We start from the raw sequence: 18,618 nt of genomic DNA, 5'->3' as shown, positions 1-18,618 counted from the left end.
GTGGGGTTCAGGCGGGCGGGGTGCCTGTTCGATGCGCCGACTCGTAGGCCGCCACCGACTTGCGGATTTCCTCGCGGGCGTCGTCCAGGCTGCCCCAGCGCTCCATGCGCACCCATTTGCCGGGCTCGAGGGTCTTGTAGTTCTCGAAGAAGTGCTGGATCTGCTTGAGCAACAGGTCGCTCAGGTCGCTGCACTGGCGCAGGTTGGCGTACAGGGTGCTGAGCTTGTCGTGGGGCACGGCGATGATCTTGGCGTCCGGCCCGGCTTCGTCGGTCATGTACATCACGCCGAGCGGGCGGCAGCGCAGCACGCTGCCGGGCGCGACCGGGCAGGGGGCGACGACCAGGATGTCCAGTGGGTCGCCGTCCTCGCTGAGGGTGGATGGAATGAAGCCGTAGTTGGCCGGGTAGAACATCGGCGTGCTGAGGAAGCGGTCGACGAACAGCTGGCCGCTGGCCTTGTCCAGCTCGTACTTGATCGGCGCGTGGTTGGCCGGAATCTCGATCACGGCGTAGAGATCGTCCGGGATGCCCAGGCCGGCGGGGAGGTCGGTGAAGCTCATGTCGCGGTCTCCGTAAACGTCAGGTGGCGGGGGTGTCGCGGTCGGCCTTGCGCTTGCCCACGGTGCCCATTTCCACGGGGGTCTTCACGTAGAACAGGGCGAGGTCCTCGGCCTCCAGGCGTTCGAACAGGCGCTCGCACTCGTCCTCGGTGACGGCCAGGCAGATTTCCACCGGCTGGTCGGCCAGTTCGAAGAAGTGGTAGGAGTGCACCCGCCCGGCGTGGCCGAAGCCTTCCGCGCCGACGACCAGGGTGGCGCCCTTGAGCTTCATGCCCCGGGCCAGGTCGACCATCCAGTCGGTGATCAGCTTGCCGCCGTGGCGGCGGCTCTGTTGGGTGAAGAATGTCACCAGGTAGCCTTTCATGATTGCGCCTCCGTCAGCGTGCGCCCAGCAATGTGTAGGTTAGAACGCCCGCGGCCGTTGCCAGCAGCGAACCTACGACGTGCACCGCGATTTCCCCCAGCGCCCAGGCCACGCGGCCGGTCTGCAGCAGCGAGAAGGTTTCCGCGGAAAAGGTCGAGAAGGTGGTCAGGCCGCCGCAGAAGCCGGTGATCAGCAGCAGGCGCCATTCCGGGCTGAGGCTCGGGTTGGCGGCGAAGAAGGCCACGGCCAGGCCGACGACGTAGCCGCCGATCATGTTGGCGGCCCAGGTGCCCGGCGGAATGGTGGGGAACAGGGCGTTGAGCTGCAGGCCGAGGAACCAGCGCAGCAGGCAGCCGATGGAGCCGCCGAGGACGATCACCAGGATGGATTTCAGCATGCCGGCGAGCCCCCATGGGAGGAGGGTACGGGCGATGCGGGGGAGGGGAGTGGGTGGGGTGTTGCGGTCACGGTCCGGTCCTTTTGCAAAAGGACAGGACGCACACCTACGCACCCTGTCCAGGGTTCACGTAGGCATCATCAGCACGGGGGCGGTTAAAGGAGGAATGCCATCTCCTGCGGCGAAAGCTAGCACTTTTGCCGCGCCGGGGGAAAGCCCCCTGCGTGCGTCTTGCAGCCATGGGCCGAACAGGTTCTTCTAAGCTGCAACGGGTGACGCCCGGCGGGTATTCCGCTGGACCCCGGAGCCGCCTGCCCGCGCAGGGCCCGCGTTCCGCCAACGAGGAGACATGATGGAGCCATCGCAGCAGCGGGCCCCGGAGACGGCCGGCAAGACGGGCCGCGCCGCCTGGCTCAACGCCACGGTCGTGGGGGCGGGGGTGACCAGCGCCCTGGGCGATTTCTGCTACGAGACCACCACCGTGATCCTGCCGGGGTTCCTGGCGGTGCTCGGGGTGCCCGCCGCCGCGCTGGGCACCATCGAGGGCATCGCCGATGCCTTGGCCGCCTACACCAAGATGTTCTCCGGCTACATCGCCGACAAGCTGGGGCATCGCAAGCTGCTGGTGGTGGTCGGCTACGGGCTGACGCCGGTCGGCCAGGTGCTGCTGGCCCTGGCGCTGGGCTGGCCGCTGATCCTCCTCGGCCGGCTGGTGTCCTGGTTCGGCAAGGGGCTGCGCGGGCCATTGCGCGATGCCATCGTGGTCCAGGCGGTGACCGCCGAGACCCGCGGCCGGGCCTTCGGCTTCCACCGTGCGATGGATACTGTGGGCGCCGTGGCCGGGCCCCTGCTGGGCGTCGCGCTGCTCGGCTGGGCCCAGCAGCTGCTCTGGGACGATGACAGCGGGCCGTTCCGCCTGGTGCTGTGGCTGAGCGTGATTCCCGGCGCGCTCGCCGTGCTGGCGTTCCTGGCCCTGGTGCGCGACCCGCAGCATTCGCCGAACCCGCAACTGAAACTGCTGCAGACGCTGAAGGGCCTGCCCCTGCGCTTCAAGCGCTACCTGGGGGCGGTCGCGGTGTTCGGCGTCGGCGACTTCAGCCACAGCCTGCTCATCCTCGCCGCCACGCAGCTGCTGGCCGGCGGCCTGGGCCTGGTCCAGGCGGCGCAGGTGGCCGGCCTGCTGTACGTCTGGCGCAACCTGGTGCAGGTGCTGACGTCCTATCCCGTCGGCGCGCTGGCCGACCGCCTGGGCTCCCTGCCGGTGCTGGTGGCCGGCTATGCCCTTGGCGTCCTCACGGCGCTGCTGGCGGCCCTGGCCTTCTGGCTGCGGGTGGACAACCTGCCGTTGCTGGTGCTGCTGTTCACCGTCGCCGGGCTCTACGTCTCGGTGCAGGAGGCCCTGGAGTCCACCGTGACCGCCGACATGGTGGAGCCGCAGACGTTGGCCCTGAGCTATGGCGCGCTCGGTACCGTGAACGGCACCGCGAAGTTCATTTCCAGCGCCACCGTTGGCCTGCTCTGGAGCGCCGTCTCGCCGGTGTTCGCATTCGTCTGCGCCGCCGTGCTGATGGCCGCGGGCACTGCCGCGCTGGCCCGGCTGCCGGCCCGCGCCGGCTAGCCGCTGCGGCTTCAGGCCGGCTCGCCGAAGACCTGCGTATACAGGTCGGTGCCGAAGGCGGTGGCCAGCGGCTCGCCCTCGACGATGCGGAAGGTCCGCCCGCCGTCGTCCCGGCGTTCGGCGCGCAGGAACAGGCTGCCTTCGGGCGGCTCGCGGTAGAGGCTTTCGGCGAAGTCGTGGAGGTGGGTGACGAAGAAGGTCTTCACCCCGGCCTCGGCCAGGGCGCGCACGACCTGGCGGGCGATTTCCGAGCCCTCGCGCTCGTTGGTGGCGGCGAAGGATTCGTTGCACAGCAGGATGGAGCGCGGGCTGAGGTGGTCGACGATTTCGCTCATGCGCGCCAGTTCCTCGTCCAGCTTGCCGCGCCTCATGCTGGCGTCTTCCTCGCGCTTGTAGTGGGTGTACAGGCCGTCGCAGAGGTTGGCGCGCAGCCGCCGCGCCGGCACGAACAGGCCGCACTGCAGCATCAACTGGGCCAGGCCGATGCTGCGCAGGAAGGTGGACTTGCCGCCCTGGTTGGCGCCGGTGATGACGAACAGCCGGCGGCCTTCGCCGGCCAGGTCGTTGCCCACCACCTGGCGCCGCATGTTCAGCGCCAGGCAGATGTCGTAGAGGCCTTCGAAGGCTTGCTGGTACTGCCCGGCGGGGCCGACCTCGGGGAAGCCGATTTCGCAGCGCAGCTCGCTCAGGCGCTCGCGCAGGTTCAGGCAGCCGATGTAGAACGCCAGCTCCGTGCGCAGCATCTCGAAGAAGCTGGTGATGTGCTCGGCGGCCTGGGCGAGGGCGTTGGCGACTTCGTTGGCTCCCCTGTCCTGCAGCTCCGCCAGCGCCGTGGCGCCGGTTTCGTCGCGCTCGGCGATCTCGTAGACGTAGCTCTCCGGTTTCTTCTGCACCAGGCGCTGCAGCCAGTTGCCCCGGGGTTTGGGGTAGCGCCGCAGGCAGTAGTCAATGCCGCGGTTCAGCGGGCCCAGGCGGGCGCTGACGAGAAAGCCCTTGCGTAGCTTGAGCTGCTCGAAATGCGCGTTGAGTTCGGCGAAGTACTGGTCGCTGATCTCCTCGCGGATCAGCCCGAACAGCTTGCCGAAGCCGTCCGAGGCGAAGCGCCCGGCCTGCTCGTCGGCCATCCGCCGCAGGCGCCGGAGCAGGTCGATCTGCAGGTGCAGCAGCTTCAGCGAGCGGTGCATGATGCTGCTGGGGTACTTGGTCATGAAGCTCAGGTAGACGTTTTTCTCCAGCCCCAGCACGTCCAGCGCGAGCTGGTACAGGTCGCGCACCAGTGCCTGGTTGGCCAGGCAGTCGCGCAGCACCGCCTGGCGATGGCCGACCACCTCCTGGGTGCTGTCGAAGGCGGTCAGCAGGGCGCAGCTGGCGACCTGGCGGAGGAACTTGTCGTCGCCGGCCATGGCGTCGAACAGGCTGTCCAGGGCCAGGTCCTGGACCAGGTCGTCGGCGTGCAGCGGCGGTTGCCTGTCCAGGTCGAAGTCGGCCTGCGGGTACATGAGGTGGGCTTTCATGGCCGGATGCGCTCCTTCACGCTGGCGTAGGTGAGGCGGTGCTTGCGGGCGATGGAGAGGGCGTAGGACAGCCGGTCCGGCGGCTTGCGCAGGACCTTGAAGGTGCGCCGGGACGGGTCGTCCGGGTCGACGCAGCTCATCATGCTGACGATGGTCTCGCCCATCTGCGTCAGCTCGTGGATGAAGGTGACGCACACGCAGAGGGCGTCCAGTTCGATGATCCGCCCGAGGATCTTCTGGCCGAGGAAGGCGGCGTCGGCGGCGGTGGTCGAGGAGAAGATTTCGTTGATCAGCACCAGGCTGCGCTCGCTGGCGCCTTCGAATATGCCGCGGGCGCGGAGCAGGTCGTCCTGCAGCTTGCCGCGCAGGTCGCCGGGGCGCTCCTGTTTCTCGAACAGGGTGAACAGGCGGTCGAAGAGGAACAGCTCGGCGGACCCGGCCGGCACCCGGCAGCCGATGCAGGCCAGGTAGTGCAGCTGGCCGAACAGGCGGGCGAAGGTGGTCTTGCCGCCCTGGTTGGGGCCGGAGACCACCAGGATGCGCTCGCGCCCGGCAAGCTCGAAGTCGTTGCACACCACCTCCAGCTTGTTGCTGTTGCGCACCAGGCGGCTGGCCAGGGCGAGGTCGAAGGCGTTGCGGGCGAACACGGCCTTGCTGTCGGTGCGCACGCCGGGGAAGCAGAAGCTCATGCCGGCATCCACCAGCGGCTGGATGTAGGCCAGGTAAGCCAGGTAGAACTGCACCTCGCGGTCGAAGGCCTGCACGGTGTCGTCGAGGAAACCGGCATGCTTGTCGCAGAATTCCGCCTGTTCGGCGAAGACCTCCGGGTAGAGCTGCGCCACCATGTCCAGCACCGCCGCCTCGACGTGGTTCATGCCCGGCCATTCGTTGAACTTGGCGTGGTAGTCGCGCACGTCGCCCTGGCGGAACTTGGCGAAGGTCCTGCCGATGGCCGTGCTGATGTCCTCGGTCGGCTCGTAGCGCTGGACGCGGACCTGGTTGCCGCTGATCAGCATCGAGTAGCTGACGGCGCCGAGCCCGTCGAGCAGGTGGCGGGTGTCGCCGGCCAGGCCGGCGAAACGTTCCGAGGCCAGGTAGCGCCCCAGGTACGCCAGCAACCCGCGCAGGCCGCGCGACTCGAAGGGGCGGGCGGCCAGGGCCTGGGCCAACTGGGTGAGGGTGGCGCAATAGACGCGCACCGCCTCGACGAAGCTGCGCTGCTGCTGGCGCGGGTAGTAGAGCTTCTCTTCCGGCACCAGGTGGCGGCGCACGGCGCGCATGCCGGCGGCGAAGGCCTGGATGTCGGCGAGCAGGCCGGGGTCGAGCAGGTCGTGCATCACCTCCTGGCGGTAGACGATGGCGTCGAGGTCGTCCAGGTGGGTGTAGAAGAACGGCTCCAGGTCGTACTCGTGGCGGTCGGCGGTGATGGCGTCGACCACCTGGTCGAGGTTCAGGTCCTTGAAGCAGGGCGGCGGCGCGCCGGCCAGGGGAGGGCGCCGGGCGCCGGGGAAGAGGATGCTGTGGAAGTCGCCGGCTTGGGTGTCCGCGACGTGCGGATCGAACGCGGCGGTGCCGGAAAGCGGCTGCATGGCTGATGACATGATCCATTCCTCCGGGGGCGGATGTCGTCCGGGGTCATGCAGGCATCATCAGCACGGGGGCGGTTGAAGGAGGAATGCCATCTCCTGGGTTTCAACCCTAGCAGAATCCCATTGCGTCCGCCGGTGCTTGACGACAGACTTCATCCCTGATTTATTGAAACCGGTTTCATAACCCTTCCAGCAGAAGCGCATACAAAAGGATCGAAAGGGTGAACGACATGCTGCCGCCTGCCCGCGGGCGGGTCACCATCAGCGAGGTGGCCCGTGCTGCCGGCGTCTCCAAGGCCACGGTCTCGCGCTACATCGGCGGCGACCGGCAACTGCTCGCCGACGCCACCGCCCAGCGCATCGAGGCGGTGATCGAGCAGCTCGGCTACCGCCCCAACCGCATGGCCAGCGGCCTCAAGCGCGGCCGCACGCGGCTGGTGGGCATGCTCCTGGCGGACATCCGCAACCCTTACTCCATCGCCGTGATGCACGGCGTGGAGACCGCCTGCCGCCAGCACGGCTACAGCCTGGTGGTGTGCAACACCGACCGCGACGACGAGCAGGAGCGCCTGCACCTGGAGGCGCTGCAGTCGTACAACGTCGAAGGCCTGATCGTGAACACCCTCGGCCACCACGCCGGCGAGCTGGCCAGCCTGGCCCGCGAGCTGCCCATGGTGCTGGTGGACCGCCAGCTGGAAGAGCTGCGCTCCGACCTGGTGGGGCTGGACAACGCCGATGCCGTGGAGCAGGCCCTGGACCACCTGCAGGCCCGCGGCTACCGCGACATCCTGGCGGTCAGCGAGCCGCTGGACGGCACCAGCTCGCGGCAGGAGCGGGTGGCCGCCTTCCAGGCCTCCATCGCCCGCCGGCCCGGCCTGCGCGGCCAGGTGCTGGAAACCGGCGGCGACCTGCGCGGGCAGCTGGCCGCCTTCCTCGCCGGCGCCGGGCACGGCCCGCAGGCGCTGTTCACCTGCAACGGCGTGGCCACCCTGTGCGCCACCCGCACCCTGCACGAGATGGGCGTGCGCCTGTTCGACGAGGTCGGCCTGCTGGCCCTCGACGAACTGGACTGGTACCCCCTGGTCGGCGGCGGCATCACCGCCCTGGCCCAACCCACCGAACGCATCGGCCAGGCGGCCTTCCAGTGCCTGCTGGAACGCCTGCAGGGCGCCACGCTGCCGGCGCGGCGCCTGGACCTGCGCGCCGAACTCATCGTCAGAGGCTCCACCCCAGCACGCGGCTGAAACCGGGGCGGCCCGGCGCCGCTGTGGTTTTCGGCTAGAAATGAAACCGGTTTCATCCGGCTGAACGAGAAGGACAAGAACAATGCACGCGAACCCCGTATCCATCAGCCTGTCCAGTTTCGGCGCCGATGCCGTGCGCCAGCGGGGCCAGGCCGCCTACCTGGCGCTGCTGGCCGAGGCCGGCGCGAGCCGCGTCGAATGGCGCGAAGAACTCTTCGACGCGCTGCCCGATGCCGCCACCCTGGCTGCGGCCAGCGCCGCCCAGGGCCTGGAAAGCCTGTACTCGGCGCCGCTGGAGCTGTGGCGCGCCGACGCCAGCCTGGAGCCGGCGGTGGCCGAACGCCTGCGCCTGGCAGGGGAGGCCGGCGCCGTGGCGCTGAAGGTTTCCCTCGGCCACTACCGCGACGAATGCGACCTGGAGGCCCTGCGCCCCTTGCTGGCGCAGGGGCCGGCGCTGCTGGTGGAGAACGACCAGACCGCCCAGGGCGGCCGCGTCGAGCCGCTGCTGCGCTGCTTCCGCCGCGCCGCCGAGCTGGGCCTGCCGCTGGCCATGACCTTCGACATCGGCAACTGGCACTGGCAGGGCGAGTCGCCGCAGCAGGCCGCGCGCCTGCTCGGGCCCTGGGTGCGCTACGTGCATTGCAAGGCGGTGCGCCGCCGCGAGGACGGGCGCCTGGTGGCCGTAGCGCCGCAGCCCGCCGACCTCGACGAGTGGGAGGCGCTGCTGGCGCGCTTCGCCCCCGGCGTGCCGCGCGCCATCGAATACCCGCTGGCCGGCGACGATCTGGCCAGCCTGACCCGCGAGCAGGTCGCGCAACTGGCGCAGCTGGGCCGCGCCGCGGAGGTGCGCCATGGCTGAACACGACGTGCTCTGCTTCGGCGAGACCATGGCCATGTTCGTCGCCGAGCAGTGCGGCGACCTGGCCGAGGTGGAAGGCTTCGGCAAGCGCATCGCCGGCGCCGACAGCAACGTGGCCATCGGCCTGGCGCGCCTGGGCCTGCGGGTGAACTGGCTGAGCCGGGTGGGCGACGACTGCCTGGGCCGCTTCGTGCTGGCCAGCCTGCGCCGCGAGGGCCTGGACTGCGACGGTGTGGAAGTGGACGCGCAGCACCCCACCGGCTTCCAGCTCAAGGCCCGCTGCGACGACGGCAGCGACCCGCGGGTGGAATACTTCCGCCGCAATTCGGCGGCCAGCCGCATGTCGCCGACGCTGCTGCGTCCGGGCCTGCTGCGCGCCCGCCATCTGCACGCCACGGGCATAGTGCCGGCGCTTTCGGCGAGCTGCCGCGAGCTGTCCCATCAACTGCTGGACGCCATGCGCGCCGCCGGCCGCAGCGTGTCCTTCGACCCCAACCTGCGCCCCTCGCTGTGGCCGGACCGCGCCACCATGGTGCGCGAGATCAACGCCCTGGCGTCCAAGGCCCACTGGGTGCTGCCGGGCCTGGAGGAGGGCCGCCTGCTGACCGGCCGCCAGTCGCCCGAGGCCATCGCCGGCTTCTACCTTGAACAGGGCGTGGAGTGCGTGGCCATCAAGCTCGGCGCCGAGGGCGCCTACTTCCACGATGCCGACGGCCGCGAAGGCGTGGTGCCGGCGCAGCCGGTGGCGCGGGTGGTGGACACCGTGGGCGCCGGCGACGCCTTCGCCGTGGGCGTGATCAGCGCCCTGCTGGAAGGCTGCGACCTGCGCCACGCGGTGGCCCGCGGCAACTGGTGCGGCAGCCGCGCGGTGCAGTCGCGCGGCGACATGGAAGGCCTGCCCCTGCGCCACGAACTCGAAGCCCACGACGCCCGCCTGCGCGCCTGAACCCCGAAAACCGCCGGCCCGGCCGGCACCTGTTGCGACAAGAACAACAAGCTCAGGAGAAATGCCATGCAGATCGACCGACTCGCCCCACGCCGCTGGTGGCACATCATGCCCATCGTCTTCGTCACCTACAGCCTGGCCTACCTGGACCGCGCCAACTACGGCTTCGCCGCCGCCTCCGGCATGGCCGGGGACCTGAACATCACCCCGGCGCTGTCCTCGCTGCTGGGCGCGCTGTTCTTCCTGGGCTACTTCTTCTTCCAGGTGCCCGGCGCCATCTACGCCGAGAAGCGCAGCGTGAAGAAGCTGATCTTCGCCAGCCTGATCCTCTGGGGCGGCCTGGCCACGCTCACCGGCATGGTCCGCGACGTCTACCTGCTGGTGGGCATCCGCTTCCTGCTGGGCGTGGTGGAGGCGGCGGTGATGCCGGCCATGCTGATCTACCTCTGCCACTGGTTCACCCGCGCCGAGCGCTCGCGGGCCAACACCTTCCTGATCCTCGGCAACCCGGTGACCATCCTCTGGATGTCGGTGCTCTCCGGCTACCTGGTGAGCCAGTTCGACTGGCGCTGGATGTTCATCATCGAGGGCCTGCCGGCGGTGCTCTGGGCCTTCATCTGGTGGCGCCTGGTGGATGACCGCCCGGCCCAGGCCAAGTGGCTGGACGAGGCCGAGAAGGCCGCGCTGCAGCGGGCCCTGGCCGCCGAGCAGCAGGGCATCAAGCCGGTGAAGAACTACCGCGAGGCGTTCCGCTCGCCCAAGGTGATCATCCTCTGCCTGCAGTACTTCTGCTGGAGCATCGGCGTGTACGGCTTCGTGCTCTGGCTGCCGTCGATCCTCAAGCAGGCCTCGGGCCTGGACATCGTCAGCGCCGGCTGGCTGTCGGCGCTGCCGTACCTGGTGGCGGTACTGGCGATGCTCGGGGTGTCCTGGGCCTCGGACCGCCTGCAGAAGCGCAAGCGCTTCGTCTGGCCGCCGCTGCTGGTCGCCGCCCTGGCCTTCTACGGCTCCTACGCCCTGGGCAGCCAGCACTTCTGGGCCTCCTACGCGCTGCTGGTGATCGCCGGCGCCTGCATGTACGCGCCCTACGGACCGTTCTTCGCCATCGTTCCGGAAGTGCTGCCGAGCAACGTCGCCGGCGGCGCCATGGCGCTGATCAACAGCATGGGCGCGCTGGGCTCGTTCTCCGGCTCCTGGCTGGTGGGCTACCTCAACGGCGCCACCGGCGGGCCCGGCGCCTCCTACCTGTTCATGTGCGGCGCGCTGCTGGCGGCCGTCGCCCTGACCGCCATCCTCAACCCCTCGCAGAAAGCCGAGCGCCTTCGTCCGGCGCTGGGCCACTAGGAAGATTCGACCATGAAGAAACGCATCGTCCTCTACAAGCGCCTGTCCGACGCGCTGATGCAGCGCCTGCAGGCTCATGCCGAGGTGACCCTGATCGAGGACCCGGCCGCCGACGGCCTGGCCCGCCTGCGCGCGGCGCTGCCCGGCGCCCAGGGCCTGCTGGGCGCCAGCCTGCGCCTGGACGCCGCGCTGCTGGACCTGGCGCCGCAGCTGGAGGTGGTCTCCAGCGTCTCGGTGGGCGTGGACAACTACGACATCGCCGAGCTGGAGCGCCGCGGCGTGCTGCTCACCAACACCCCCGACGTGCTCACCGAGACCACCGCCGACACCGGCTTCGCCCTGCTGCTGGCCAGCGCCCGGCGGGTGGCCGAGCTGGACCGCTGGATTCGCGCCGGGCACTGGCAGGCCGGCATCGGCCCGGCGCAGTTCGGTTGCGACGTGCACGGCAAGAGCCTCGGCATCGTCGGCATGGGCCGCATCGGCGAGGCCCTGGCGCGCCGCGCCCAGGCCGGCTTCGGCATGCAGGTGCTGTACAGCGCGCGGCGGCCGCGGCCGGAGGTGGAGGCCCGCTACGGCGCGCGCCATCTGCCGCTGGATGCGCTGCTGGGCGAGGCCGACTTCGTCTGCCTGTGCGTGCCGCTGAGTGCCGAGACGGAAGGGCTGATCGGCGAGCGCGAACTGGCGCTGATGAAGCCTTCGGCCATCCTGGTGAACATCTCCCGCGGCCGCGTGCTGGACGAAGAGGCGCTGCTGCGGGCCCTGCGCGAGCAGCGCATCCGCGGCGCCGGCCTGGACGTGTTCGTGCGCGAGCCGCTGCCGGCGGATTCGCCGCTGCTGCGGCTGGACAACCTGGTGGCGACGCCACACATCGGCTCCGCCACCGAGGAAACCCGCGAGGCCATGGCCCGCTGCGCGGTGGACAACCTGCTGGCGGCACTGGCCGGCGAGCGCCCGGCGAACCTGGTCAACCCCGGCGCCTGGGCGCGTCGATCCGGTTGAACCGCCGCCTTTTCACCCGGTCCGACCCGTGACCGCCCCTCTGCCTGCAAGGACCCGCCCATCATGATCAAACCCGCCGCCCTGACCCTGCTGCTGTGCGCCGGCGCCGGCCTGTTCGCCGGGCCGGCTAGCGCCGCCCAGCAATACGACCTGCTGGTCGGCACCTACACCGGCGCCGGCAGCCAGGGCATCTACCGTTACCGTTTCGACAGCGCCAGCGGTCACATCCAGGCCGAGACGCTGCAGGTGATGCCCAGCGAAAACCCCTCCTGGCTGACACTCAATGCCGACCAGACGCGCCTCTATGCCGTCAACGAGAATGGCCCCGGCGCGAGCGACCCGCTAGGCAAGGTCAGCGCTTTCGCCATCGACCCGGCCAGCCACCAGCTGAGCCTGCTGAACCAGGTGCAAAGCCGCGGCGACGAGCCCACCTACTCCAGCCTGGCGGCCGGGGGAGGGCACCTGTTCGTGGCCAACTACGCAGTGCACCCGGACCCCGGCGGCAACCTGGCGGTGCTCGGCATCGATGAGCAGGGCCAACTGACCGGCGTGGTGCAGCAGGAGCGCCATGGCGCCTCCCGCGTCAACCCCGAGCGCCAGGCCAGCAGCCATGTGCACTCGGTGGTTTCCGGGGTGGACGGGCGCTACGTCTACGTGCAGGACCTGGGCGCGGACAAGGTCTTCATCTACCGCTACGAGGCGGCCAACCGCGAGCACCCGCTGAGCCCGGCGCAACCGGCAGCGGTGGACCTGCCGCCGGGCAGCGGCCCGCGCCACCTGCTGTTCAGCCGCGACGGCCGCTACGCCTACCTGACCCTGGAGATGGCCGGGCAGATTGCCGTGTTCGAGGTGCACGACGGTCAGCTGAAGCGCACGCAATTGGTGGACATGGCCGCCGGCCAGGACACCGCGCACAAGGCTGCCGCTGCCGTGCACCTGTCGCCGGACGGGCGTTTCCTCTATGCCAGCAACCGCGGCAAGGCCAGCGAGCTGCTGGTGTATGTGGTGGATCCGGCCAGTGGCCAGTTGAAAGAATTGCAGCGGCGCTCGGTGGAGGGCGTCGAGCCGCGCGAGTTCAGCCTGGATCCCAGTGGCCGTTTCCTGTTGGTGGCGAACCAGAAGAGCAACCAGGTCGTGGTCATGCGCCGCGATCCGGACAGCGGCAAGTTGGGGGAGACGGTGCAGAGGTTTGCCATCGATTCGCCTTCTGATCTGAAGTTCCTGCGGTGAGGTTGGGGTGATGAAGAACACCCTCTCCCCAGCCCTCTCCCGCAAGCGGGAGAGGGGGCTGTCCGGAGTGGTGGGGAGTTCGGAGTCATCCTGAAACGCCTGACCCCACCCCGTCATTCCCGCGAACGCGGGAACCCAGTGACGGGCGGGTTCGCGAGCAAGCTCGCTCCTACGAAAAGCAAAAGCGCGTTCGCTCTTGGGACTTCCAGAGAAACCTCCGAGCGCACCGAAACGCCCCTTCAGAAGGCCGAGCGAAACCGGCGCTCAGGAGGTCATGCGACATGGATGTCGCGAGAGCCCCGCGGGCTACAGGGACGTACCCTCGGGGCGGGCCTCCGTGGCGGGGGAGTTCGCGAGGGTAGCCCGGCTCCATCGGGCCCGTATGTTGGGGCAAGCCTTTTTGGTTCCTTTTTGCGGGGGTGGCCTTCCACCGTTTGACAAAAGGGACTCGCCCGAGGGGGCGAAACAAGAAATATCCGAGCACTCGGAGCGGCGCGCTACACCCAAACAAGAAGGCAGCTGGGTTCCCGCGTTCGCGGGAATGACGAGGGTGGAGATCGGAGCACAGAACCAGACCTCGCAAACGAATCCATGACCACCAGACCGATGACCCCAGCGCGCTTTCGATAGCCACCTATGCTTACCGACACGAACAACAGCCCCGCGCGCCCGGCACCACCGGCCGCAAAAGGGGCGAGAAGACCTACACGACCTGATTGACCTGTTGGAAAAAGGAGAGACCCAGCCATGTCCAACGACGACCCGTCCGCCGCGCAACCGGCGCGGCGCGACTTCCTGCGCAAGTCCCTGGCGCTGATCCCGGTGGCCACCCTGGCCGGCACCGGCGTGGGCAGCGTGGTGCTTGGTGGCCCTAGCACGCCCGCGGCCGACCCGCAGCCCGCCGCCGAGCCGCAGCAGGGCGGCGCGCGCGCCTACCAGCCGACTTTCTTCACCGCCCAGGAATGGGCCTTCGTCCAGGCCGCCGTGGCCGTGCTCATCCCCACCGACGCGCTGGGCCCGGGGGCCGCGGACGCCGGCGTGCCGGAATTCATCGACCGCCAGCTGAACACCCGCTACGGCAGCGGCGGGCTCTGGTACATGCAGGGGCCCTTCCACCCGGATGCCGCGCCGGAGCTGGGCTACCAGCTCAAGCTCAGCCCGCAGGAAATCTACCGCCTGGGCATCCAGGAGACCGATGCCTGGTGCAAGGCCAAGTGGAACAAGCCCTTCGCCGAGCTGGACGCGGCGCAGCAACAGCAGGCGCTGGAAGCCCTGGACGGCGGCAAGGCCGAATTCCAGGCGGTGCCGGCGGCGACCTTCTTCGCCATGCTCTGGCTGAACACCCGCGAGGGCTTCTTCAGCGACCCGCTGCACGGCGGCAACCAGGGCCTGGCCGGCTGGAAGCTGATCGGCTTCCCCGGCGCCCGCGCCGACTTCATGGACTGGGTGGAGCGCGACGAGCGCTATCCCTTCCCGCCGGTTTCCATCAGTGGCGAGCGAGGTTGAGGCAATGGCCCAGGTATTGAAGAAAGTCGATGCGGTCATCGTCGGGTTCGGCTGGACCGGCGCCATCATGGCCAAGGAACTGACCGAGGCGGGGCTGCAGGTGGTGGCCCTGGAGCGCGGCCCGGCCCGCGACACCTACCCCGACGGCGTCTACCCGCAGACCATGGACGAGCTGACCTACAACTCGCGCAAGAAGCTGTTCATGGACATCTCCCGCGAGACCGTGACCCTGCGCCACGGCCTCGACGACCTGGCCGTGCCTTACCGCCAGTTCGGCGCCTTCCTGCCCGGCACCGGCACCGGCGGGGCGGGGCTGCACTGGTCGGGCGTGCATTTCCGCGTCGACCCGGTGGAACTGCGCCTGCGCAGCCACTACGAGGAACGCTACGGCAAGGCTTTCATCCCCGAGGGCATGACCATCCAGGACTTCGGCGTCAGCTACGACGAGCTGGAGCCGTACTTCGACTTCGCCGAGAAGGTCTTCGGCACCTCCGGCACGGCCTGGTCGATCAAGGGCCAGGTGGTGGGCCGCGACAAGGGCGGCAACCCCTTCGCCGCCGACCGTTCCAGCGACTTCCCGCTGCCGGCGCAGAAGAACACCGTGTCCGCGCAGCTGTTCGAGAAGGCCGCCCGCGAGGTCGGCTACCACCCCTACAACCTGCCTTCGGCCAACACCTCCGGGCCCTACACCAACCCCTACGGCGCGCAGATGGGGCCGTGCAACTTCTGCGGTTTCTGCAGCGGCTACGCCTGCTACATGTACTCCAAGGCCTCGCCCAACGTGAACATCCTGCCGGCGCTGCGTCAGGTGCCCAACTTCGAGCTGCGCAACAACGCCCACGTGCTGCGGGTGAACCTCAACGCCGAGAAGGACCTGGCCACCGGCGTCACCTACGTCGACGCCCAGGGCCGCGAAGTGGAGCAGCCGGCGGACCTGGTGATCCTCGGCGCCTTCCAGTTCAACAACGTGCGCCTGATGCTGCTCTCGGGCATCGGCAAGCCCTACGACCCGCTGAAGAACGAGGGCGTGGTGGGGCGCAACTTCGCCTTCCAGAACATCTCCACGGTGAGCGCCTTCTTCGACAAGGCCAGCCACCACACCAACCCCTTCATCGGCGCCGGCGGCAACGGCGTGGCGGTGGACGACTTCAACGCCGACAACTTCGACCACGGCCCCCATGGCTTCGTCGGCGGCTCGCCGTTCTGGCTCAACCAGGCCGGCACCAAGCCCATCGCCGGGGCCAAGGTGCCGCCGGGCACGCCCAAGTGGGGCAGCGCCTGGAAGGCCGCGCTGGCCGACAGCTACCGGCACATGCTGGCGATGGACACCCACGGCGCGCACCAGTCCTACCGCGACAACTACCTGGACCTCGACCCGGTGTACAAGGACGCCTACGGCCAGCCGCTGCTGCGCATGACCTTCGACTGGAAGGACAACGACGTGAAGATGAACCGCTTCATGGTCGCGCAGATGCGCAAGATCGCCGATGCCATGGGCGCCAAGGTGGTCACTGCGCCGATGAAGGAGTTCGGCCAGCACTTCGACGCCACGGTGTACCAGACCACCCACCTCAACGGCGGGGCGATCATGGGCACCGACCCCAAGACCAGCGCCTTGAACCGCTACCTGCAGGTGTGGGACGTGCACAACGTGTTCGTCCCCGGCGCCTCGGCCTTCCCCCAGGGCCTGGGCTACAACCCCACCGGGCTGGTGGCGGCGCTGACCTACTGGTCGGCGCGGGCCATCCGCGAGGTGTACCTGAAGCACCCGGGCCCGCTGGTGCAGGCATAGGAGGCCGGAACATGAAGACATTCCTCAGCGCCGCCCTGGCCATGGCCGCCAGCACCGCGCTATACGCCGCCGATACAACCGATCCTGCGCAGGTGAAGCAGGGCGAATACCTGGCCCGCGCCGGCGACTGCGTGGCCTGCCACACAGCCAAGGGCGGCGAGCCCTTCGCCGGCGGCCTGCCGATGGCCACGCCCATCGGCACCATCTACTCGACCAACATCACCCCGGACAAGACCGGCATCGGCAACTACAGCTACGAGGACTTCGAGCGCGCTGTGCGCCAGGGCATCGGCAAGGGCGGCAGCACCCTGTACCCGGCCATGCCGTACCCGTCCTACGCCCGCGTCAGCGACGAAGACATGCGCGCGCTCTACGCCTACTTCATGCACGGCGTGGCGCCGGTGGTGCAGGAGAACAAGGACAGCGACATCCCCTGGCCGCTGAGCATGCGCTGGCCGCTGGCGATCTGGCGCGGGTTGTTCGCCCCCGAGGTGAAGCCCTTCGCCGCCGCCGGGCAGGACCCGACGCTGGCCCGCGGGGCCTACCTGGTGGAGGGCCTGGGGCACTGCGGCGCCTGCCATACGCCGCGGGCGCTGACCATGCAGGAGAAGGCCCTGGCCGCCGCCGACGGCCCGGCCTACCTGTCCGGCAGCGCGCCGCTGGAAGGCTGGATCGCCAAGAACCTGCGCGGCGACCACAAGGACGGCCTGGGCAGTTGGAGCGAGGCGGAGATCGTCGCCTTCCTCAAGACCGGGCGCAGCGAGCGCAGCGCGGTATTCGGCGGTATGAGCGACGTGGTCGAGCACAGCATGCAGTACATGACCGAGGCCGACCTGACCGCCATCGCCCGCTACCTGAAGTCCCTGCCGCCGGTGAACCCCGACGACAAGCCGTTCCGGGAAGACCGCCAGGTCGCCGGGGCGCTGTGGAAGGGCGACGACGGCAAGACCGGCGCCGCGCTCTACGTCGACAACTGCGCCGCCTGCCACCGCACCGACGGCAAGGGCTACGCCCGGGTGTTCCCGGCGCTGGCCGGCAACCCGGTGCTGCAGAGCGCGGACGCCACCTCGCTGATCCACATCGTGCTCGACGGCAGCACCCTGCCGGCCACGGCGACGGCGCCGTCCACCTTCAGCATGCCCGGCTTCGCCTGGCGCCTGTCGGACCAGCAGGTGGCCGAGGTGGTCAACTTCATCCGCAGCAGCTGGGGCAACCAGGCCGGAACGGTGGATGCCGGGCAGGTGAAGGCCTTGCGCAGCCAGCCCAGGCCGGAGTGGAAGGCGGCGACGTTGATCGGTGATACCACGGGGGTGAAGGAGGCGCCGTAGCCGACGGCAAACACCACACCCCGTAGGATGGGTTGAGCGAAGCGATACCCATCACCGTGGCCGCATGGGTTTCGCAAGCTCAACCCATCCTACGAAAAGCACCCCGGCGCAGTGGGCAAGACAGTTGCTCCTGCGCCGTGCGTCCCAGGGAGCGTAGGAGCGGACTTCGTCCGCGATGGGGTTACCCGGCGGCATCGGTGCCTCGGCTTGCTTCCTCCCCCTGTCATGAAATGCGAAACCGCTGTCGCCCCAGGTGAAGCAGCCGCGGGGCCCCGTGCCTAGAGTCCGCTCCATGGGCAACTGCCCGGCAGAACAACGCAGACTGGAGAATCCGGCATGGCCAAGGCCGTTCGCTTTTATGAGACAGGGGGACCCGAGGTACTTCGCTTCGAGGAAGTGGAGGTCGGCGACCCCGGCCCCGGGCAGGTGCGCATCCGCCACGTGGCGGTGGGCCTGAACTACGCGGACACCTACTTCCGCAACGGCACCTACCCGGTGCCGCTGCCCTCGGGCATGGGCGTGGAGGCCGCCGGCGTGGTGGTGGCGTTGGTGGGCGTGACCCTGGCCGCCGGCGTGGTGACCTGGGCCTGGTCGCCGATCAAGTTCCAGGCCGACATGGGCATCCTGCTGACCTTCATGTTCCTCTGGAACATGCTCGGTGCGCTGCTGCTGATCCCGGCGCTGTCGCACTTCCTGCTGAACGGGCGGCGGTTGTGAGGTGGGCGAAGTTCCCGAGTCCAGGCGTACCAGGATGACTCCGGCTGCGTCGAAGCGCTTTTCGCAGGATGGGTTGAGCTTGCGAAACCCATCGGACCCTGGTGATGGGTATCGCTTCGCTCAACACCATCCTACGGGCTGGTGACGGGGTATGAGGACGGTGCCCGACTTCGACGCCGCTCAGGACAGCCCCCTCTCCCGCTTGCGGGAGAGGGCTGGGGTGAGGGTGCTCTTCCGCCACCACCCCAACCTCAGTAACGAGGCAGGGACTGCACCCGCGGATCGATCTGCTGGCGGGGAATCTGCTGCCGGGTGTCGCGATCGATGCTGCTGCGCGGCTGCCCGGGATCGCAGCTCTGGCTGCTGCAACCGGCGCCGGCCAGGGCGAGCAGGGTGGTGAGCAGGGCAATGATGGTGCGTCCCATGGCGGCTCCTCCTTCGCGGGGTGGTTCATTCAGCAAACACGGGAATCCCGGTGGCCGCGAGGGCGGGCGACGAGCGGAGGCGGGCGATGCGACGAACTACAGAGGCAAGGGCGCGCCCGGCGTTCCGCCAGAAGGCCCGTTCCAGACGCCCTGGCAAGCCCCCGCGCAACGGCCGGGGCCCGCC

The 18,618-nt window shown here is 69.2% G+C and carries 16 protein-coding genes, 1 pseudogene and 2 riboswitches; of the genes and pseudogenes, 11 read left to right on the top strand and 6 right to left on the bottom strand.

Features of this window, described 5'->3' with window-relative positions:
* Positions 1 to 7: 7 nt before the first annotated feature.
* Genes ppa through crcB form a run of 3 tightly spaced genes read right to left on the bottom strand, consistent with a single transcriptional unit; the run spans position 8 to position 1,323 of the window.
* Positions 8 to 562, bottom strand: coding sequence for an inorganic diphosphatase (ppa, locus tag M8R19_RS02265; RefSeq protein WP_074978394.1), 555 nt, complete (start codon positions 560 to 562; stop codon positions 8 to 10).
* 19 nt (positions 563 to 581) lie between these two features.
* Positions 582 to 926 (bottom strand): DUF190 domain-containing protein, encoded by a 345-nt coding sequence (locus tag M8R19_RS02260; protein WP_074978396.1) that lies wholly within the window; start codon positions 924 to 926, stop codon positions 582 to 584.
* A gap of 13 nt (positions 927 to 939) precedes the next feature.
* On the bottom strand, positions 940 to 1,323 hold the full coding sequence (gene crcB / locus M8R19_RS02255; protein WP_009622628.1) for a fluoride efflux transporter CrcB: 384 nt from the start codon (positions 1,321 to 1,323) through the stop codon (positions 940 to 942).
* A 124-nt stretch (positions 1,324 to 1,447) separates the two neighbouring features.
* A riboswitch (Fluoride riboswitch) is annotated at positions 1,448 to 1,509 on the bottom strand.
* A 163-nt stretch (positions 1,510 to 1,672) separates the two neighbouring features.
* Here crcB and M8R19_RS02250 point away from each other — a divergent pair.
* Positions 1,673 to 2,941 carry an MFS transporter gene (locus M8R19_RS02250; protein WP_249916886.1) on the top strand — a complete coding sequence of 423 codons (1,269 nt, stop codon included), beginning with the start codon at positions 1,673 to 1,675 and terminating at the stop codon, positions 2,939 to 2,941.
* Positions 2,942 to 2,952: 11 nt separating this feature from the next.
* On the opposite strand, the gene M8R19_RS02245 is transcribed toward M8R19_RS02250, so the two are convergent.
* Positions 2,953 to 4,455 (bottom strand): MutS-related protein, encoded by a 1,503-nt coding sequence (locus M8R19_RS02245; RefSeq protein ID WP_249916885.1) that lies wholly within the window; start codon positions 4,453 to 4,455, stop codon positions 2,953 to 2,955.
* Positions 4,452 to 6,056, bottom strand: a complete 1,605-nt coding sequence (locus M8R19_RS02240; protein WP_249916884.1) for a MutS-related protein — start codon at positions 6,054 to 6,056, stop codon at positions 4,452 to 4,454. Before M8R19_RS02240 ends, M8R19_RS02245 begins: the two co-directional genes overlap by 4 nt.
* A 32-nt stretch (positions 6,057 to 6,088) precedes the next feature.
* A riboswitch (Fluoride riboswitch) is annotated at positions 6,089 to 6,150 on the bottom strand.
* A gap of 124 nt (positions 6,151 to 6,274) precedes the next feature.
* Between M8R19_RS02240 and M8R19_RS02235 the strand changes: the two genes are divergently transcribed.
* The 10 genes and pseudogenes from M8R19_RS02235 to M8R19_RS33375 form a co-directional block, all read left to right on the top strand.
* On the top strand, positions 6,275 to 7,288 hold the full coding sequence (locus M8R19_RS02235) for a LacI family DNA-binding transcriptional regulator (RefSeq protein ID WP_009622620.1): 1,014 nt from the start codon (positions 6,275 to 6,277) through the stop codon (positions 7,286 to 7,288).
* A gap of 82 nt (positions 7,289 to 7,370) precedes the next feature.
* Positions 7,371 to 8,147, top strand: coding sequence for an IolE/MocC family protein (locus M8R19_RS02230; RefSeq protein ID WP_009622618.1), 777 nt, complete (start codon positions 7,371 to 7,373; stop codon positions 8,145 to 8,147).
* Entirely contained in the window at positions 8,140 to 9,093 is a 954-nt protein-coding gene (locus tag M8R19_RS02225) for a sugar kinase (protein ID WP_249916883.1), read from the top strand. The genes M8R19_RS02230 and M8R19_RS02225 overlap by 8 nt, the downstream gene beginning before the upstream one ends.
* 66 nt (positions 9,094 to 9,159) lie before the next feature.
* The gene (locus M8R19_RS02220; protein WP_249916882.1) at positions 9,160 to 10,437 is read left to right on the top strand and encodes an MFS transporter; all 1,278 of its coding nucleotides are present in this window, start codon (positions 9,160 to 9,162) and stop codon (positions 10,435 to 10,437) included.
* Between the two features lie 12 nt (positions 10,438 to 10,449).
* Positions 10,450 to 11,436, top strand: a complete 987-nt coding sequence (locus M8R19_RS02215) for a 2-hydroxyacid dehydrogenase (protein ID WP_249916881.1) — start codon at positions 10,450 to 10,452, stop codon at positions 11,434 to 11,436.
* 63 nt (positions 11,437 to 11,499) lie between these two features.
* The gene (locus M8R19_RS02210; protein WP_249916880.1) at positions 11,500 to 12,666 is read left to right on the top strand and encodes a lactonase family protein; all 1,167 of its coding nucleotides are present in this window, start codon (positions 11,500 to 11,502) and stop codon (positions 12,664 to 12,666) included.
* Between the two features lie 747 nt (positions 12,667 to 13,413).
* Entirely contained in the window at positions 13,414 to 14,172 is a 759-nt protein-coding gene (locus tag M8R19_RS02205) for a gluconate 2-dehydrogenase subunit 3 family protein (RefSeq protein ID WP_069864609.1), read from the top strand.
* A 4-nt stretch (positions 14,173 to 14,176) separates the two neighbouring features.
* Positions 14,177 to 15,964, top strand: a complete 1,788-nt coding sequence (locus tag M8R19_RS02200; RefSeq protein WP_249916879.1) for a GMC family oxidoreductase — start codon at positions 14,177 to 14,179, stop codon at positions 15,962 to 15,964.
* Between the two features lie 11 nt (positions 15,965 to 15,975).
* Positions 15,976 to 17,292 (top strand): cytochrome c, encoded by a 1,317-nt coding sequence (locus M8R19_RS02195; protein ID WP_502942780.1) that lies wholly within the window; start codon positions 15,976 to 15,978, stop codon positions 17,290 to 17,292.
* Positions 17,293 to 17,628: 336 nt separating this feature from the next.
* A pseudogene (locus M8R19_RS33375) lies at positions 17,629 to 17,973 on the top strand (alcohol dehydrogenase catalytic domain-containing protein); the annotation flags it as partial.
* A 287-nt stretch (positions 17,974 to 18,260) separates the two neighbouring features.
* Here the strand turns inward: M8R19_RS33375 and M8R19_RS02185 are convergent.
* A complete protein-coding gene (locus M8R19_RS02185) occupies positions 18,261 to 18,434 on the bottom strand; it encodes a hypothetical protein (RefSeq protein ID WP_159458824.1) in 174 nt (57 codons plus the stop codon).
* Positions 18,435 to 18,618: the final 184 nt, after the last annotated feature.

Source organism: Pseudomonas sp. R3.Fl (genome assembly GCF_023516765.1).
GTDB lineage: Bacteria > Pseudomonadota > Gammaproteobacteria > Pseudomonadales > Pseudomonadaceae > Pseudomonas > Pseudomonas citronellolis.
The sequence above is the reverse complement of the archived record's forward strand: the minus strand, read 5'-3'. Positions and strand labels throughout refer to the sequence as shown.

What these genes read in the sequence shown, in the direction of transcription:
- M8R19_RS02260 (WP_074978396.1), bottom strand. Translation starts at nt 926, where the DNA reads ATGAAAGGCTACCTGGTGACATTCTTCACCCAACAGAGCCGCCGCCAC.
- M8R19_RS02230 (WP_009622618.1), top strand. Translation starts at nt 7,371, where the DNA reads ATGCACGCGAACCCCGTATCCATCAGCCTGTCCAGTTTCGGCGCCGAT.
- M8R19_RS02225 (WP_249916883.1), top strand. Translation starts at nt 8,140, where the DNA reads ATGGCTGAACACGACGTGCTCTGCTTCGGCGAGACCATGGCCATGTTC.
- M8R19_RS02220 (WP_249916882.1), top strand. Translation starts at nt 9,160, where the DNA reads ATGCAGATCGACCGACTCGCCCCACGCCGCTGGTGGCACATCATGCCC.
- M8R19_RS02250 (WP_249916886.1), top strand. Translation starts at nt 1,673, where the DNA reads ATGATGGAGCCATCGCAGCAGCGGGCCCCGGAGACGGCCGGCAAGACG.
- M8R19_RS02235 (WP_009622620.1), top strand. Translation starts at nt 6,275, where the DNA reads ATGCTGCCGCCTGCCCGCGGGCGGGTCACCATCAGCGAGGTGGCCCGT.
- M8R19_RS02215 (WP_249916881.1), top strand. Translation starts at nt 10,450, where the DNA reads ATGAAGAAACGCATCGTCCTCTACAAGCGCCTGTCCGACGCGCTGATG.
- M8R19_RS02205 (WP_069864609.1), top strand. Translation starts at nt 13,414, where the DNA reads ATGTCCAACGACGACCCGTCCGCCGCGCAACCGGCGCGGCGCGACTTC.
- M8R19_RS02200 (WP_249916879.1), top strand. Translation starts at nt 14,177, where the DNA reads ATGGCCCAGGTATTGAAGAAAGTCGATGCGGTCATCGTCGGGTTCGGC.
- M8R19_RS02185 (WP_159458824.1), bottom strand. Translation starts at nt 18,434, where the DNA reads ATGGGACGCACCATCATTGCCCTGCTCACCACCCTGCTCGCCCTGGCC.
- crcB (WP_009622628.1), bottom strand. Translation starts at nt 1,323, where the DNA reads ATGCTGAAATCCATCCTGGTGATCGTCCTCGGCGGCTCCATCGGCTGC.
- M8R19_RS02245 (WP_249916885.1), bottom strand. Translation starts at nt 4,455, where the DNA reads ATGAAAGCCCACCTCATGTACCCGCAGGCCGACTTCGACCTGGACAGG.
- M8R19_RS02195 (WP_502942780.1), top strand. Translation starts at nt 15,976, where the DNA reads ATGAAGACATTCCTCAGCGCCGCCCTGGCCATGGCCGCCAGCACCGCG.
- M8R19_RS02240 (WP_249916884.1), bottom strand. Translation starts at nt 6,056, where the DNA reads ATGTCATCAGCCATGCAGCCGCTTTCCGGCACCGCCGCGTTCGATCCG.
- M8R19_RS02210 (WP_249916880.1), top strand. Translation starts at nt 11,500, where the DNA reads ATGATCAAACCCGCCGCCCTGACCCTGCTGCTGTGCGCCGGCGCCGGC.
- ppa (WP_074978394.1), bottom strand. Translation starts at nt 562, where the DNA reads ATGAGCTTCACCGACCTCCCCGCCGGCCTGGGCATCCCGGACGATCTC.